Origin of the sequence: Bradyrhizobium sp. WU425 (assembly GCF_021052305.1) — a bacterium.
Lineage (GTDB): Bacteria > Pseudomonadota > Alphaproteobacteria > Rhizobiales > Xanthobacteraceae > Bradyrhizobium > Bradyrhizobium canariense_D.
Genome location: NZ_CP088089.1, coordinates 5,020,007 through 5,032,999, shown reverse-complemented (window position 1 = coordinate 5,032,999; position 12,993 = coordinate 5,020,007). Strand labels below are relative to the sequence as shown.

The window sequence follows — 12,993 nt, the reverse complement described above, 5'->3', positions numbered from 1 at the left end:
TCCCCGCTTGAGCTGGAGCATGATCCGAAAAAGCGTGACGCGGTTTTCCGAGAAGATCATACCCAAACAATAACCTGCCAAAGCGTAACGCGCTTTAGCTTACTGCCTCGACCAGCGCCATGCCTTCGCCGCGCCAGTGTCCGGCCCCCACCACCACAATCTGGGTGGGCGCTCCCTGCATTTCAATCTCGGTGCCCGTGGAATCGTTCGGCGGAAACAGCGCGCCGCGAGAGATCGACAGCGCGGCGAGCGCGATGCCGAGCGGGAATTGCGTCTCCATGGTGTGGCCGAACATCGTGCCGGTCGAGCGCACCGGGAAATCGGCGTGGCCCTTCAGGAAGGCGCGCTCTTCTGATGTCGCAGGCTCCGCGCCGGTCGCGCCGGATATGATCGCGCCCTTGCCGTCGCGCTTCGGCAACTTTGCCCAAAGCTTCTCCAGCGTCGCGGCCATGTCGCCGGGGGTCTTACGACGGGCAAGGTCGGCAACGACGCTCGACAGCTTTGCGAATGGTTTTGCGCCGCGCGCTTCCGCATGGGCCTTCGATTCCAGCACCAGGAACGCGCCAGCCGAGCCGAGCGCGAAGCCGGCGTGGTCCTTGCGCGCCCACACGGGGGCGAACTTGTCCTTCAGATTGAAGTCGCCGAATTCGTAGAGGACCATCAGGTCCTTGCGCTCGCCATTGTGCGAGCCGCCGATCAGCGCGATGTCGCTCTCGCCGGAGGCGATGCGCGACAATGCAATGCGGGCGGCATCGGCGCCGGCAACCTCTTCACCCATGAAGGTGCGCGAGGTGCCGCCAATGCCGTGCACGATGGCGATGTTGCCGGCGAGCAGGTTGGAGAGCTGGGCCAGGAACAGCGTCGGCCTGAGATCGCTCATCAGCCGCTCATTGAGGAAGCCGGGCGCGTTGGCGCCCTTGGCCTCGGCCGTGAGCACGCCGGTGTCGACGTTGAGATCGCGTTCACCGCCGCCGGCGGCGACCACCATGTCGATCTTCGACAGGATGTCCTTGTTGCCCTTGATCCCGGCGGAGTCGAGCGCAAGCCCGGCCGCATAGGTGCCGATGCGCTGCCAGGCTTCCATCTGGCGCTGGTCGCCCTTCTTGGGGATCTGGCTGTCGAAGGTGACAGGCATCAGGGGGTGCACAATGTAGGGTGCAAAGCCCTTCTCGTCGACATTGATGCGCTTCTCCTGAAGCGCGGCCCAGTTGGCGTCCAGGCCCTCGCCGAGCGAGGTGGCCAGGCCAATGCCGGTGATCCAGACTTCCGTCTGGGCAGGCTTCGAAGCAGTCTCGGTCATGGCAATACGGCCTGTTGCGGAAAGCCGACGCGTTTGGCGACCGCGTCCATGTGGGCGCGCATATCCGCATGGGGAAAGGGAATCTGCGTGAAGGTCAGCGTCGAATTCGCGCGCAGCTTGCCGCCGACCTTGATCTTGGCTTCGGTCACGGCGTAGCCTGAGCCCTGATGGGCCAGGCTCGCCTCGATGCTCATGAGATCGCCGGGGAAGACCGAGCCGCGGACCTTGGCCTCCTTGACGGCAGCCAGGATCGGCATACGCTCGAATTTGAGCACGCCAAGCTGAAGCCAGCCCGAGGCCTGCGCCATCGATTCGATCAGGAGCACGCCGGGCATCAGGGGATAGCCCGGGAAGTGCCCTTCGAAGATGGTGCTCTCCATCGGGACCTGAGCCTCGACAACAATCGTCTTCGCGTCGACGTTGAGGTCGACGACGCGATCTATCATGTGGAAGTATTCGAGTTGCATGACCGCGCGCTTAGGCGCTCGCGCCCTTGGCCGCAACCAGTTCGTCGATGCGGGCGCACAGGTTTTTCAGCACGAAATACTGCTCGGTGGTCGCTTTGCCGTCGTTAACCTCCTGAGTCCACTTTTCCAGCGGCAGCTTGATACCGAACTGCTTGTCGATCGCGAACGCGATGTCCAGGAAATCGAGGCTGTCGATGCCGAGGTCATCGATGGCATGGCTATCCGGCGTGATCGTGTCGCGCGGGATGTCGCAGGTTTCAGCGATGATCGTAGCGACCTGATCGAATGTGGAGGACATCACTAAGCCTTTGATATATTGCAGATGTTTGTCAGATTTTCCAGAGTGGAACGATGGGTGGGCATCGCGCCCCGATGACGCCCTCAACCCCCCTCTGGCCGGGTCGAAAGCCCGTATATCGGAGCGCCGCCCTGAGTTCAATGGAGCCGGACGGGTGTGGGGACCGGGCTGGGGACGCCCCGGCTGAGCCGTTTCGGCCGAAGGAGCGCCAGCGGGCCTACCAGACGTCTTGCTTACCAGATGTCCTGCCTAGATGTGCGGCGTCGTGATCTTGACGCAGTCGCGGCGGCCCATCAGCACGCAATCCTGGGTCCGGCGCAGGTCGGCGATGCTCACCGCGAGCCAGATCCCGATCGCGGTCAGTGCGATGGTGAAGGCCAGCGCCGCGATATTGGCGAGCATGCGACGGCGGAAATCGTCCGGTTCGGTGCGGGGCTCCTCGTAGCGCGACAGGTCGAGCCGCTCGGGCGCGACGCGCAATTGCTGCACGCTAGCGTTGCCGCGGTGGGCCGTCGGGGAAGGCGAGGTGCGCGGCCTGAACTGGAGCACCCGGTGCTCGTCATCCGAGCTTATGGGCCGCTGGGTTGTCATGGTGCAGGGATCACTCCGAAGCAGCGATTTTTAGATAGCATACGTAGTGAACGCGTTGCAGAAAATTTTCTCAACGCGCACGTGCATTGCGCGTTCGCACTATCCTGCAGGACTGCGAACGAAGGACCGTGGAACCGTGGTCGTTCCGGGCCTGCAGAGGGTGCGATGCAATAATATCCACCGAGCCGAATGCATTTGCCGGCGCGGTGCCCATGACATAGTCCAGGGAACCTGACCACGCAGCTGCAACCATGTTAGGGGCCTTTCGACCATGACCAATACGCGCGAACCGAGAGTGCATCCGGTGTCGATCCTGTCGCTGCGGCCGACGCAGATGACGGTCGGGATGCGCGAGGTCAAGGAGAAGCGCAAGCGCTGGCGCGAGCACGACAAGAAGAAGCAGGCCGATCTGCTCGGCAAGCATATGATCCCCGTCGTGCACGGCCCCGACGAGCGCTATTACGTGATCGACCATCATCATCTCGGTCGCGCGCTGCACGACGAGGGCGTCAAGGAGGTGCTGGTCACCATTGTCGGCGACCTCAGGATGGTCGAGCGCGAAGCGTTCTGGGGCGTGATGGACAACAAGCGCTGGGTTTACCCCTACGACGCCAAGGGCGAACGGCGACCATTCCGCGATTTGCCCAAATCCGTCGTCGACCTCAAGGACGATCCTTTCCGGAGCCTTGCCGGCGAACTGCGCCGCATGGGCGGCTTCGCCAAGGACACCACGCCCTTCTCCGAATTCCTGTGGGCCGACTATCTGCGTCGAAAGCTGTCGCGCAAGGCTGTGGATGCCAATTTCGACAAGGCGCTCGAGAAGGCGATGTCCTCAGCCAAGAGCAAGGATGCGATCTATTTGCCCGGCTGGTGTGGGCCAGCGGACGATGATTAGGCGCAACGCTCGCAGCAGCGAGGCATGCGGCTCCGCAAACCGGATCTGATCACAGCCTCTTGAGCGAAACCATCTTCCGTCCGCACGAAGCAGTGCTGAAACCAAGCCGTGCCATCTGTTGGAATTGTCGAGCTCACACAGGAGGCCGAAATGCGCCATCTGGTTTTCGCCGTTGCCCTGCTCGTGGTCGCTTCAGCCGGGATCTCGGCGTCGTTTGCCGCAGTTCACCATGCCAAGACGTTGACTTTTTCCGAGCGCTTTGCCCCGGCGCTCGAGTTGATGGCGCAGCGCTAGGACAGGTTCACGCCAGTTCAACCAGCAGCGTCGCGATCGATTTTGCGCAACCGCACAAAGGCGGCCCAGGCCCGCGGATAATCCTTGTCCGCGGGATCAATCGTAAGTAGCGCGCGGCATGCTTCCTTGATCTCCTCGGGCGAAGGACGCTTGGCCGGAACCCCGGATGATTTGGCCTCCTCCCAGCGAGCCTCGATGCCTTTCGCAAACGCCAGGGCCTCGGCGCTCGTCCGCTTCTGCGCCGATTTCGCCAGCGGATGGTCCGAGGGGAAGTTCGGCCATGCAGCCGGCGGCTGATCGACACGCCACGTCAGTTCATCTGCTTGTCGCGCCTCCACGCCCGAACCTGAATGCTGTGCTGCTGGCGCCCATCCTGCCCCTGCCGAGGCTGGCGAACCCGATGAGCCGGCTGATCTCCGCGGGACCGCCGAACCTGGCGCGACCGCCGCTGTCTGTGCGGCCAGCTGGCCAAGCTGTTGTTCCATCGTTCCGCCGCTGGACTTGGGGATGACTTTTTCGATGGTCTTGATCATCGACAGCGCGCCTGGCGGTGTCAGCGTGTTCTGGTCGGCAATTTTGTCGTCGGCCGCGCCCGGGCAGGGCTTGTAAGCAGAGCGCTGCGACGTCATCCGGCCGTCGTCGTCGATACGGGCAAAATCGATCGCGACGGTGTAAACGAACGCGGCCTCGACATACTGCCTCTCCTTGTCCATCGCTTTTACGGAGCCGCATACGTATCTTGCCTGGTCTGCATCGATCGTTCGCAGGCCGTTGAAGTGAGCTGAATTCGGCGCAACGAGGACGCGCAAGACGGCAGCCCGCGCCTTGCCATGCTCCGATTCGAACATGCTCCATATCTCGTTCGCGTTGATGATCTCCGGCTGATAGTTCCATGCGTATCCGGCCGCGAAGAATGCCGTGCCAATACAGGTCGCGATAACAAATGCCCGCACGTTCATGAGAAGCCCCCCAACAGGCACGGCTCATCCGCGTCTCCGGGGACGGAAACTGCGCAAGTTGTCCCAAGGCGTTTGTGCTAGTTGAGGGTGAGATTCTTAATTAAACGTGTGCGATTGCGAAAACACAGAGTTCCCGTCAAGCGGGAACTCATCCGCTGCATTGTGGCGATGCGTTCCTTCCGCGCTCGCGGCGGTCGGTCATTTCTTCGGCAGCCGTCCCATCAGATAGAATTCGTCGTTCGGCCGCATGCCGGTGAAATTCGCCAGCCGGTTCGACAGTGCGAAGAAGGCGGAGATTGCGGCGATGTCCCAGATGTCGTCCTCGCTGAAGCCATGCGGCGCGAGCGCAGTGAAATCGTCCTCGGAAATCCGCTGCGCATCGGCCGAGACCTTCATCGCGAAGTCGAGCATCGCCTTTTGCCGCGGCGTGATGTCGGCCTTGCGGTAGTTCGTGGCGATCTGGTCGGCGATCAGCGGGTTCTTGGCACGGATACGCAGGATCGCGCCATGCGCGATCACGCAATACTGGCACTGATTGGCTGCCGAGGTCGCGACCACGATCATCTCGCGTTCGGCTTTGCTGAGGCCGCCGTCCTTCTCCATCAGTGCGTCGTGGTAGGCGAAGAAGGCGCGGAACTCGTCCGGGCGGTAGGCCAGCGTCAAAAACACGTTCGGCACGAAGCCGCTCTTCTCCTGGACGGCGAGGAGACGCGTGCGGATGTCGTCAGGGAGCGCATCGAGGGCGGGAGCGGCGAAGCGTTGCACAGGCTTTGTCATGGGCATGGATTCCGGCTTGGGGCCGGCAACCTTAGTCGATGCGGGTGCCATGCTCAACGTGACGCCAGGCTCGCAATGCCGGCGCTGGAAAACAAGCGTCGCTTTACCGCAGCGGCTTCTTCAGCAGCGAGAAGCGGTCCGGATCCAACCCCATCGACGGTTGCAGCATCGGGGCTTCGATGCTGGAGAGCGTCTTCGCGGGCGGCGCCGAGAACACCGGATCGTTCGGCACGTCGCGCTGCGAGGTGGCACCGCGCCAGCGCTCGAGCACGGCGCCGACGAAATGCATGTCGTGACCGGAGGTGACGGAGGGCACGCTGCTGATGGTGGCTTCGCCGCGCGGCAATTGATGCGGCGGCACCTCCTTGAAGCGCAGCCGCGTCGGCAGCGCGACACCTTCGCCGAATGCCAGCACTTCTCGGGTGCCGAGCGAGGGAACGAACGAAAGCAGGTTCGCGGCCGCATCCGACACCGCGGCGCGCAGCAGCGCCTGGTCGCGCTCGTTGGCAAGGCGCATCGTGAACAGCGTGTTGCACTGGGAGATGATGGTGGCGTCGAGCTCGGCCGGACGCTGGGTGATGAGGCCGAGATAGACGCCGTATTTGCGGCCTTCCTTGGCGATGCGCGACACCGCCTTGCGGGTCGGCCCGAAGCCGACATTGCGATCGGCCGAGGCGTAGCGGTGAGCCTCCTCACAGACGAACAGCATCGGCGAAACGCCATCGCTCCACAAGCCGAAGTCGAAGGCCATGCGGCAGAGCACCGAGACGACGGAATCGATGACCTCGGCCGGGAAGCCGGCGAGCTGCATCACCGTCATCGGTTTGCCGTTGGCCGGCAGGCGGAACAGATGACTGATCACCTCGGCCATGGTGTCACCGCCGACATTGGCGTTGTCGAACATGAAGGCGTAGCGCGGGTCGTTGCGGACCGCCTCGATGCGGGAGATCAGCTTGTGATAGATGATGCGCGAGGAGCGGTTCTCGAGCTTGCCCATGCGCTCGTCGATCAGCGACATCAGATCGACCAGGCGATAGGGCACCGGCGTATCGACGGTGTAGCCGATCTGCTTGGGATCGATGCGCTTCAGGCCAATGCGGTCGGCGTTCTGGTACTGGGTGTAGACGCCCTTGGCGAGCGGAATGACCTCGGCGAGGACGTCGAGCTCCTCAGGCACGCCGGCGCGGCCGCCGAACAGCACGTCGACGATTTCCTCGAAATTGAACAGCCAGAACGGCAGTTTCAGATTGCGCGGGTTGAGCACCAGCGCGCGGTCGCCGAAGCAGCGGCCATATTCGTTGTGCACATCGAGCAGGAAGATGCGCAGGTTCGGGCGTGCCTTGAGGATCTCGTTGAGCAACAGCGACACACCGGTCGATTTGCCGACGCCGGTCGATCCCAGCACTGCAAAGTGCTTGGAGAGCATTTCCTCGATGTCGACATAGGCGACGACGGAGCTGTCCTGCTGAAGGAAGCCGACATTGATCTGGTCGGAACCGGTGGGCGCGTAGATCGTGCGCAGCTCCTGGCTCGTGATCAGGTCGACCGAATCGCCGATGGTCGGATAGTTGGTGACGCCGCGCTGGAATTTGGCCTTGCCGGTCGCGTTGAGGATTTCGCCCAGCAGGTCGACCGAGGCGATGGCGATCAGATTGTCGTTGCTCGAGAGGTTCTCGCAGGACACCTCGGTGATCATGGCGACGATGACCGAGCTGGCGCAGCGGATACTGACGAAGCGGCCGACGGTGGCCCGAACTTCCGAGACCGGCATGCGGCTTTCAGCCAGCAGCCCGACCCGGGCGAGCGATCCGCGAACCGAAATCACGCGTCCAAAGGATGTCACAATGAATGAACCTGGCAAGAGCAACGGGTTGCCCGGACTATGCACGGCCGTCGCTGGACAAACGGTTAAGCGGCAGGCGCCGGCGCTTCGTTAAATCCGCGACAATTCGGGTGCGAGGTTTGTTCCCAATACATACTCCCTGGCAGTAGCGGCGGAAAATGCTGCTTTTTCCCGGCCGACGGGTGAGAGTGCTTAAGAGAGATTTTACCATTCGGGCAGTCGGTCCGCGGTTCCGGGACGGGTTGGTCATCCCGGATGGCCCGTCATCCGTTCCGGGCGGCGATGTTTGATTTGTTGACGGGACCTAATGATTTGTACATTGGTACAAATAAACCGGCGGCCTTGTGCCGCCCACCGGCGCGTGAGTGGATTGCAGCCTGTGCCAGATCGCGGGATCCGGTCCAGCGGATCGCAAGCCACATCTTGGAGGACACCATGCAGCCCGAACCGATCCTCGATCTCGCTCATCTCGGCCACATGGAGCTGTTGACACCCAAGCCGGACGAGAGCCTGAAATTCTTCGTCGACGTGATGGGCATGACCGTCAGCGGACAAAAGGGCGAGTCGGTCTATTTGCGCGGCTGGGACGATTACGAGCGCTATTCGCTCAAACTGACGGCGTCGAAGACATCGGGCATGGAGCACATGGCGTTACGTGCGCGCAGCCAGCAGGCGCTGGAGCGTCGCGTCGCGGCGCTGAAAGGGTCCGGCTTCGACATCGGCTGGATCGACGGCGACATGGGGCAGGGGCCGACCTTCCGCTGCCGCGATCCCGATGGACACATCGTCGAGCTCTACTACGAGACCGAATGGTATCAGGCGCCGCCCGAGCTGAAGCCCGCACTGAAGAACCAGGCGCAGCGCTTTCCCGCGCGCGGCGTCAATGTCCGCCGCCTCGATCACCTCAATTGCCTCGCCGTGGACATCAAGGCCAACCGGGAGTTCTTCGAGAATTATCTCGGCTGCCGCCTCACCGAGCAGATCGTGCTGAACGACGGCCGCGAAGCGGCGATGTGGCTGACGATGTCGAACAAGAGCTACGATTTCGCCTATTCGCTCGACCATTCCGGCACGGCCGGCCGCTTCCACCATGTCACTTACGCGCTCGACAGCCGCGAAGAGATTCTGCGCGCTGCCGACATCTTCCTGGAGAACGGCATCCACATCGAGACCGGCCCGCACAAGCACGCGATCCAGCAGACCTTCTTCCTCTATGTCTACGAGCCCGGCGGCAACCGCGTCGAAGTCGCCAATGCCGGCGCGCGCCTCATCCTCGCGCCCGACTGGAAGCCGATCGTGTGGACGGAAGACGAACGCAAGAAGGGGCAGGCGTGGGGCCTCAAGACGATCGAGTCGTTTCACACGCACGGCACGCCGCCGGTGCAGCACAAGAAGTAGCGCTCAGTTCGCGGCGGCTCTCACACGCGCAATCGTCTCCTTCACACCGATCCATGCTGGCCTGTCGGGTGCGAACTGCTTGCGCAGGAAGGTGACCAGCTCCTCGACCTGCGCATCGCTCATGCTGTTCTTGAAGGCCGGCATATAGCCGAGATTGCTCGACACCGGCTCGGCGATGCCGTGCAGGATGATTTGCACGAGATTGTCCGATGTGGCGCTGTGCAGGTTGCTGTTGAGGGCGAGCGAGGGGCGGCTGCCGAACAGCGCCAGGCCGCCGACCTCGTGGCAGACGGCGCAGGCGCCCTGATAGAGGCGCGCGCCGGTTGAGGACGCCATCGTGACTTGCGTTGAAGCTTCTAGCTTCAGAGCGATCGCATCCTGCGCTTTCGCGTCGGTCGCGGTGTCATAGAACGAGTTGAGATACACGGCCATGGCGCGGATGTCCTGATCGGGCAAGGCTGTGAGATCCCTGACAACAGGCGCCATCGGTCCGGCGGCGACGCCATGATACCGCGAGTGGCCCGTGCGCAAATAGGCGAACAGCTCGTCCTCGCTCCATGGGATCGGCGCGTGCGAGAGTGAGGTCAGCGGCGGCGCCTCCCAGCCCTCGGCAAAGCCGCCGGCGAGATAGGCGCCGCGCTGCTCGGCGCCGAGCGCGTTGCGCGGCGAATGGCAGGCGCTGCAATGGCCGAGGCCCTCGACCAGATAAGCGCCGCGATTCCAGACTTCGGACTTGGCAGGATCAGGTTTGAACTCGCGCGTCTGATGGAACAGCGTATTCCATCCGGCAAGTAGCGGGCGGAGATTGAACGGGAAGGCGAGCGTATTCGCAGGCTGCGTCGCGCGCACCGCAGGCTGTGCCATTAGATAGGCATAAAGCGCCTGCATGTCGGCATCGCCAGTCTTCGAAAAGTGCGTGTAGGGGAAGGCGGGATAGAGTTGCCGTCCGTCGCGATGCAGCCCGTCGCGCATCGCGCGCTCGAATGCGGGATAGGACCAGGCGCCGATGCCGGTCTCGACGTCGGGCGTGATGTTGGTCGCGTAGATCGTGCCGAACGGCGTCTCCAGCGCGCGGCCACCGGCGTTGAGCGCACCGCCGATCATGGTGTGGCACTCCGCGCAATTGCCGAGTGCGGCCAGTTGTTGCCCGCGCGCGATCGTCGCTGCGGAATAGACCGATGGGTCTGGCCGCGCGATCGGTGCGATGGCGCGGCCGGGCAAAACAGCCGCACCGATGCCAATCGCCGCGGTGCAGACGGCCGCGACCGTCGCGAAGATGCCGGCGCGTTTGGCGAATGGATTCTCCCAGATACGGGATGGTTGTGGCGCAGCGGGAGTGGGCAGCGCCTGCGGCGTGGTCGGCCCGCCGCTGTGCAATCCATTCAGGATGCGCTCGGGCGTGAACGGCGGCTCGCGAAATCGCACGCCGGTGGCATCGAAGATCGCGTTCGCAATCGCAGCCGCACTCGGGACCGAGGCGGATTCGCCGACGCCGAGCGGCGGCTGGTCCGGCCGCGGCAGCAACAACACGTCGATCTTGGGCACGTCAGGGAAGGGGATGATCGGATAGGCGCCCCATTCCCGCGCCGCGACTGCGCCGCGCTCGAACGAGACCTCCTCCATCAGTGCGCGGCTGGTTGACTGGATGACGTTGCCATGGATCTGGTGGCGCACACCGTCCGGGTTGATCATCAATCCGGAGTCCTGCCCAGCAACCACGCGCGTCACGCTGACCTCGCCGGTCGACTTGTTCACGGCAACGTCGGTGACCCAGGCCGACCAAGCCGCGCCATAGCCGGGGAATTTGCTGTGGACGTAGAGCGCATAGGCAAAGCCGCGCCCATGCACGATCTCGCCGTCTTTCTCTTCGCGCACCGGCCGCGGCGTCCAGCCCGCCCGCTCGGCGACCGCATGGACGAGATCGACCGCGCGCTGGTCCTTCAGGTAACGCAGGCGATATTCGATCGGATCGACGCCGGCCTCGGTTGCGGCCTCGTCGATATAGGATTCATGCGCAAAGGTGTTGGGCAGGGCCGAGACGCCGCGAAACCAGGACGCGCGCACGATCGGCGCCATGTCGTGGGCTACGACGCGCATGTGGCCGTAATCGTAAGGCGGGATCGCGGTGCGGTCGCCCATCTGGAGGACGTCCGGCCTCGGCGATATCCGTCCCGTCAGCAACAGCGCCAACGTCGGCGCGGCATTCGACGGATAGCGCGTAGCGAGATCGTAGGCAGCGACGTCGCCCGCCGCATCCAGACCGCCATTGACGTCGATGAGCTGCGCGGCGCCTTTGGGCTCCCAGGCGTGTTCCTGCTCGCGCGTCAGCTGTACGCGCACGGGCCGGCCGACCGCGCGCGAGAGCAACAAAGCGTCCGCGGTGACATCGTCGGCGCAGTTGCGGCCGTAGCATCCGGCGGCCTCCAACCTGATGACCTCGATCTCGCTCTCGGGACGCTCGATCAGCAGTGACAGGTCTGCGCGCAGCACGTGCGGGTTCTGCGTGCCCGACCAGACACGGATGTTGCCGTCCTGGAAGTCGGCGACCGCGCAGGACGGGCCGATCGAGGCATGCATCTGATATGGCCAGACGTAAGTGCGCCGCATCGGCTTGGCCGCACCGGCAATGGCAGCATCGACGTCGCCCTTGTCGATCAGCGTGCGCGGCGTGGACGGGCTGGCACGCAGCGCCGTTTCGACGTTGGCGAGATCGGTCAGATCCGGCGTCGGTCGCCAGCTCACCGCAAGCTGCTCCGCCGCGCGGATCGCGTTCTCCTCGCGCTCCGCGACGATTCCGACGAAATCGCCGATGCGTACGACGGCCATGATGCCGGGAATGTCGCGCACCGAGGATTCATCGACCGAAATCAGGCTGGTGCCGACGAACGGGCCGGCGTCGACGCCGGCATAGGGCGGGCGCACCACGCGGCCGTGCAGCATGCCCGGCATACGGATGTCGTGCACGAAGGTCAGCTCGCCCGTGGCCTTGGCGGGCAGGTCGACGCGTGGCATCGATTGGCCGACAATGGCGTAATCGCCGACCGGCTTGACGGCGACGTCGTCGGCAAGCTCGAGACGAATGGTCTCTCCGCCGATCAACTCGCCATAGCTGACGCTGCGATTGTCGTGCCCGCGCACGAGGCCGTCTTCGATCCTGAGATCGGCTGCCGGCAGCTCCAGGCGCTCGGCCGCACGTGCGATCAGGAAGTGACGCGCCTGCGCGGCGGCTTTGCGCAGGGGAACGGCAGTGATCTGAATGGTCTCGCTTGCGATCGTGGCGCCCTGGTTCGGCACCGTTGCGGTGTCGCCGAGCACCACGACGAGGCGGGCAAAGGAGACGTCGAGCTCTTCAGCCACGATCTGGCCAAGCGCCGTGCGGATGCCGGTGCCGAGATCGACATGACCATTGTAGGCTGTGACCGAACCGTCCGCGGTGATGCGGACGAAGGTCTCGGATGTGCACTCGTCCACCGTGCGGACGACGACGAGCGAGCCGGATTGCAGCTCAGCTCCGTTCGGATGCGGGGAGGCCATCAATCACCGGCCTCGGCAAGCTGACCAGACGCACGCATCACGGCGCGAAGGATTTCGATATGCGTGCCGCAGCGACAGAGATTGTAGCGCAGCGCCGCCAGCGCCTCCTGTTCGGTGGGCTGAGGGTTGATCGCAAGCAGCGCCTTGGTCGTCATGATCATGCCGTTGAGGCAATAGCCGCATTGCGCGGCCTGCTCGTCGATGAAGGCCTGCTGCACCACATCCGGCTCGGCGCGGGTGCCGAGCCCCTCGAGCGTCACGATGTCGCGGCCGGCGCAGCCACTGATCGGAATGACGCAGGAGCGCGCCGCAGCGCCACCGATCAGGACAGTGCAGGTGCCGCATTCACCGAGGCCGCAACCGTATTTCGGACCGTTGAGCGCGAGATCGTTGCGCAGCACGTAGAGCAGCGGCGTGTCTCGCGCCGCAGTGATCTCGTGGATTCTGCCGTTCACGGTGATGCGGATCGGTGTCTGCGTCATCCTCGTTCCCAAGTCGAGTCGTTGAGCGCCGCGGCCAAGGCTTCGCGAATTCCAAGTCCGCGCAAAATCTACGTTGCGACGATACCGTTTGTACACAAACGTGCAAGCCAGACATGCCGCAGTGCAGCGCGAGTGCCTTCTTTGTGGACAGGGCG

Annotated in this window: 12 protein-coding genes; 3 read left to right on the top strand and 9 right to left on the bottom strand. The window is 63.8% G+C overall.

All coding sequences use genetic code 11. The features are described 5' to 3' along the window. Positions 1-94: 94 nt before the first annotated feature. From BcanWU425_RS24580 to BcanWU425_RS24565, 4 genes are all read right to left on the bottom strand, one after another. Positions 95-1,300 carry a beta-ketoacyl-ACP synthase gene (locus tag BcanWU425_RS24580; protein WP_085362160.1) on the bottom strand — a complete coding sequence of 402 codons (1,206 nt, stop codon included), beginning with the start codon at positions 1,298-1,300 and terminating at the stop codon, positions 95-97. Next, on the bottom strand, positions 1,297-1,767 hold the full coding sequence (locus BcanWU425_RS24575; RefSeq protein WP_085352753.1) for a 3-hydroxyacyl-ACP dehydratase FabZ family protein: 471 nt from the start codon (positions 1,765-1,767) through the stop codon (positions 1,297-1,299). Before BcanWU425_RS24575 ends, BcanWU425_RS24580 begins: the two co-directional genes overlap by 4 nt. Positions 1,768-1,777: 10 nt before the next feature. Further along, positions 1,778-2,065, bottom strand: coding sequence for an acyl carrier protein (locus tag BcanWU425_RS24570; RefSeq protein WP_007592476.1), 288 nt, complete (start codon positions 2,063-2,065; stop codon positions 1,778-1,780). A gap of 249 nt (positions 2,066-2,314) precedes the next feature. Further along, positions 2,315-2,656: a hypothetical protein gene (locus BcanWU425_RS24565; protein ID WP_085352754.1), complete on the bottom strand. Its 342-nt coding sequence runs from the start codon at positions 2,654-2,656 to the stop codon at positions 2,315-2,317. Positions 2,657-2,927: 271 nt separating this feature from the next. Between BcanWU425_RS24565 and BcanWU425_RS24560 the strand changes: the two genes are divergently transcribed. Beyond that, a complete protein-coding gene (locus BcanWU425_RS24560) occupies positions 2,928-3,551 on the top strand; it encodes a ParB-like protein (protein WP_063992858.1) in 624 nt (207 codons plus the stop codon). A 150-nt stretch (positions 3,552-3,701) separates the two neighbouring features. Beyond that, complete coding sequence (locus BcanWU425_RS24555) at positions 3,702-3,845, top strand: hypothetical protein (RefSeq protein ID WP_204510908.1); 144 nt, start codon at positions 3,702-3,704, stop codon at positions 3,843-3,845. A 17-nt stretch (positions 3,846-3,862) separates the two neighbouring features. On the opposite strand, the gene BcanWU425_RS24550 is transcribed toward BcanWU425_RS24555, so the two are convergent. From BcanWU425_RS24550 to BcanWU425_RS24540, 3 genes are all read right to left on the bottom strand, one after another. Then, on the bottom strand, positions 3,863-4,804 hold the full coding sequence (locus BcanWU425_RS24550) for a hypothetical protein (protein ID WP_231188626.1): 942 nt from the start codon (positions 4,802-4,804) through the stop codon (positions 3,863-3,865). Positions 4,805-5,002: 198 nt separating this feature from the next. Continuing rightward, on the bottom strand, positions 5,003-5,581 hold the full coding sequence (locus BcanWU425_RS24545; protein WP_204510910.1) for a peroxidase-related enzyme: 579 nt from the start codon (positions 5,579-5,581) through the stop codon (positions 5,003-5,005). 103 nt (positions 5,582-5,684) lie between these two features. Then, positions 5,685-7,424 (bottom strand): ATP-binding protein, encoded by a 1,740-nt coding sequence (locus BcanWU425_RS24540; RefSeq protein WP_204510911.1) that lies wholly within the window; start codon positions 7,422-7,424, stop codon positions 5,685-5,687. A gap of 435 nt (positions 7,425-7,859) precedes the next feature. Between BcanWU425_RS24540 and BcanWU425_RS24535 the strand changes: the two genes are divergently transcribed. Then, positions 7,860-8,822, top strand: a complete 963-nt coding sequence (locus tag BcanWU425_RS24535; RefSeq protein WP_085353038.1) for a catechol 2,3-dioxygenase — start codon at positions 7,860-7,862, stop codon at positions 8,820-8,822. A gap of 3 nt (positions 8,823-8,825) precedes the next feature. Here BcanWU425_RS24535 and BcanWU425_RS24530 read toward each other — a convergent pair whose 3' ends face one another. After that, entirely contained in the window at positions 8,826-12,356 is a 3,531-nt protein-coding gene (locus BcanWU425_RS24530; RefSeq protein ID WP_204510912.1) for a molybdopterin cofactor-binding domain-containing protein, read from the bottom strand. After that, positions 12,356-12,838: a (2Fe-2S)-binding protein gene (locus tag BcanWU425_RS24525; protein ID WP_085395874.1), complete on the bottom strand. Its 483-nt coding sequence runs from the start codon at positions 12,836-12,838 to the stop codon at positions 12,356-12,358. The genes BcanWU425_RS24530 and BcanWU425_RS24525 overlap by 1 nt, the downstream gene beginning before the upstream one ends. Between the last annotated feature and the right edge of the window lie 155 nt (positions 12,839-12,993).

Excerpts from the sequence above, each read along its gene's own strand:
- BcanWU425_RS24580 (WP_085362160.1), bottom strand. The coding sequence starts at position 1,300 with ATGACCGAGACTGCTTCGAAGCCTGCCCAGACGGAAGTCTGGATCACC.
- BcanWU425_RS24575 (WP_085352753.1), bottom strand. The coding sequence starts at position 1,767 with ATGCAACTCGAATACTTCCACATGATAGATCGCGTCGTCGACCTCAAC.
- BcanWU425_RS24570 (WP_007592476.1), bottom strand. The coding sequence starts at position 2,065 with ATGTCCTCCACATTCGATCAGGTCGCTACGATCATCGCTGAAACCTGC.
- BcanWU425_RS24565 (WP_085352754.1), bottom strand. The coding sequence starts at position 2,656 with ATGACAACCCAGCGGCCCATAAGCTCGGATGACGAGCACCGGGTGCTC.
- BcanWU425_RS24560 (WP_063992858.1), top strand. The coding sequence starts at position 2,928 with ATGACCAATACGCGCGAACCGAGAGTGCATCCGGTGTCGATCCTGTCG.
- BcanWU425_RS24555 (WP_204510908.1), top strand. The coding sequence starts at position 3,702 with ATGCGCCATCTGGTTTTCGCCGTTGCCCTGCTCGTGGTCGCTTCAGCC.
- BcanWU425_RS24550 (WP_231188626.1), bottom strand. The coding sequence starts at position 4,804 with ATGAACGTGCGGGCATTTGTTATCGCGACCTGTATTGGCACGGCATTC.
- BcanWU425_RS24545 (WP_204510910.1), bottom strand. The coding sequence starts at position 5,581 with ATGACAAAGCCTGTGCAACGCTTCGCCGCTCCCGCCCTCGATGCGCTC.
- BcanWU425_RS24535 (WP_085353038.1), top strand. The coding sequence starts at position 7,860 with ATGCAGCCCGAACCGATCCTCGATCTCGCTCATCTCGGCCACATGGAG.
- BcanWU425_RS24530 (WP_204510912.1), bottom strand. The coding sequence starts at position 12,356 with ATGGCCTCCCCGCATCCGAACGGAGCTGAGCTGCAATCCGGCTCGCTC.
- BcanWU425_RS24525 (WP_085395874.1), bottom strand. The coding sequence starts at position 12,838 with ATGACGCAGACACCGATCCGCATCACCGTGAACGGCAGAATCCACGAG.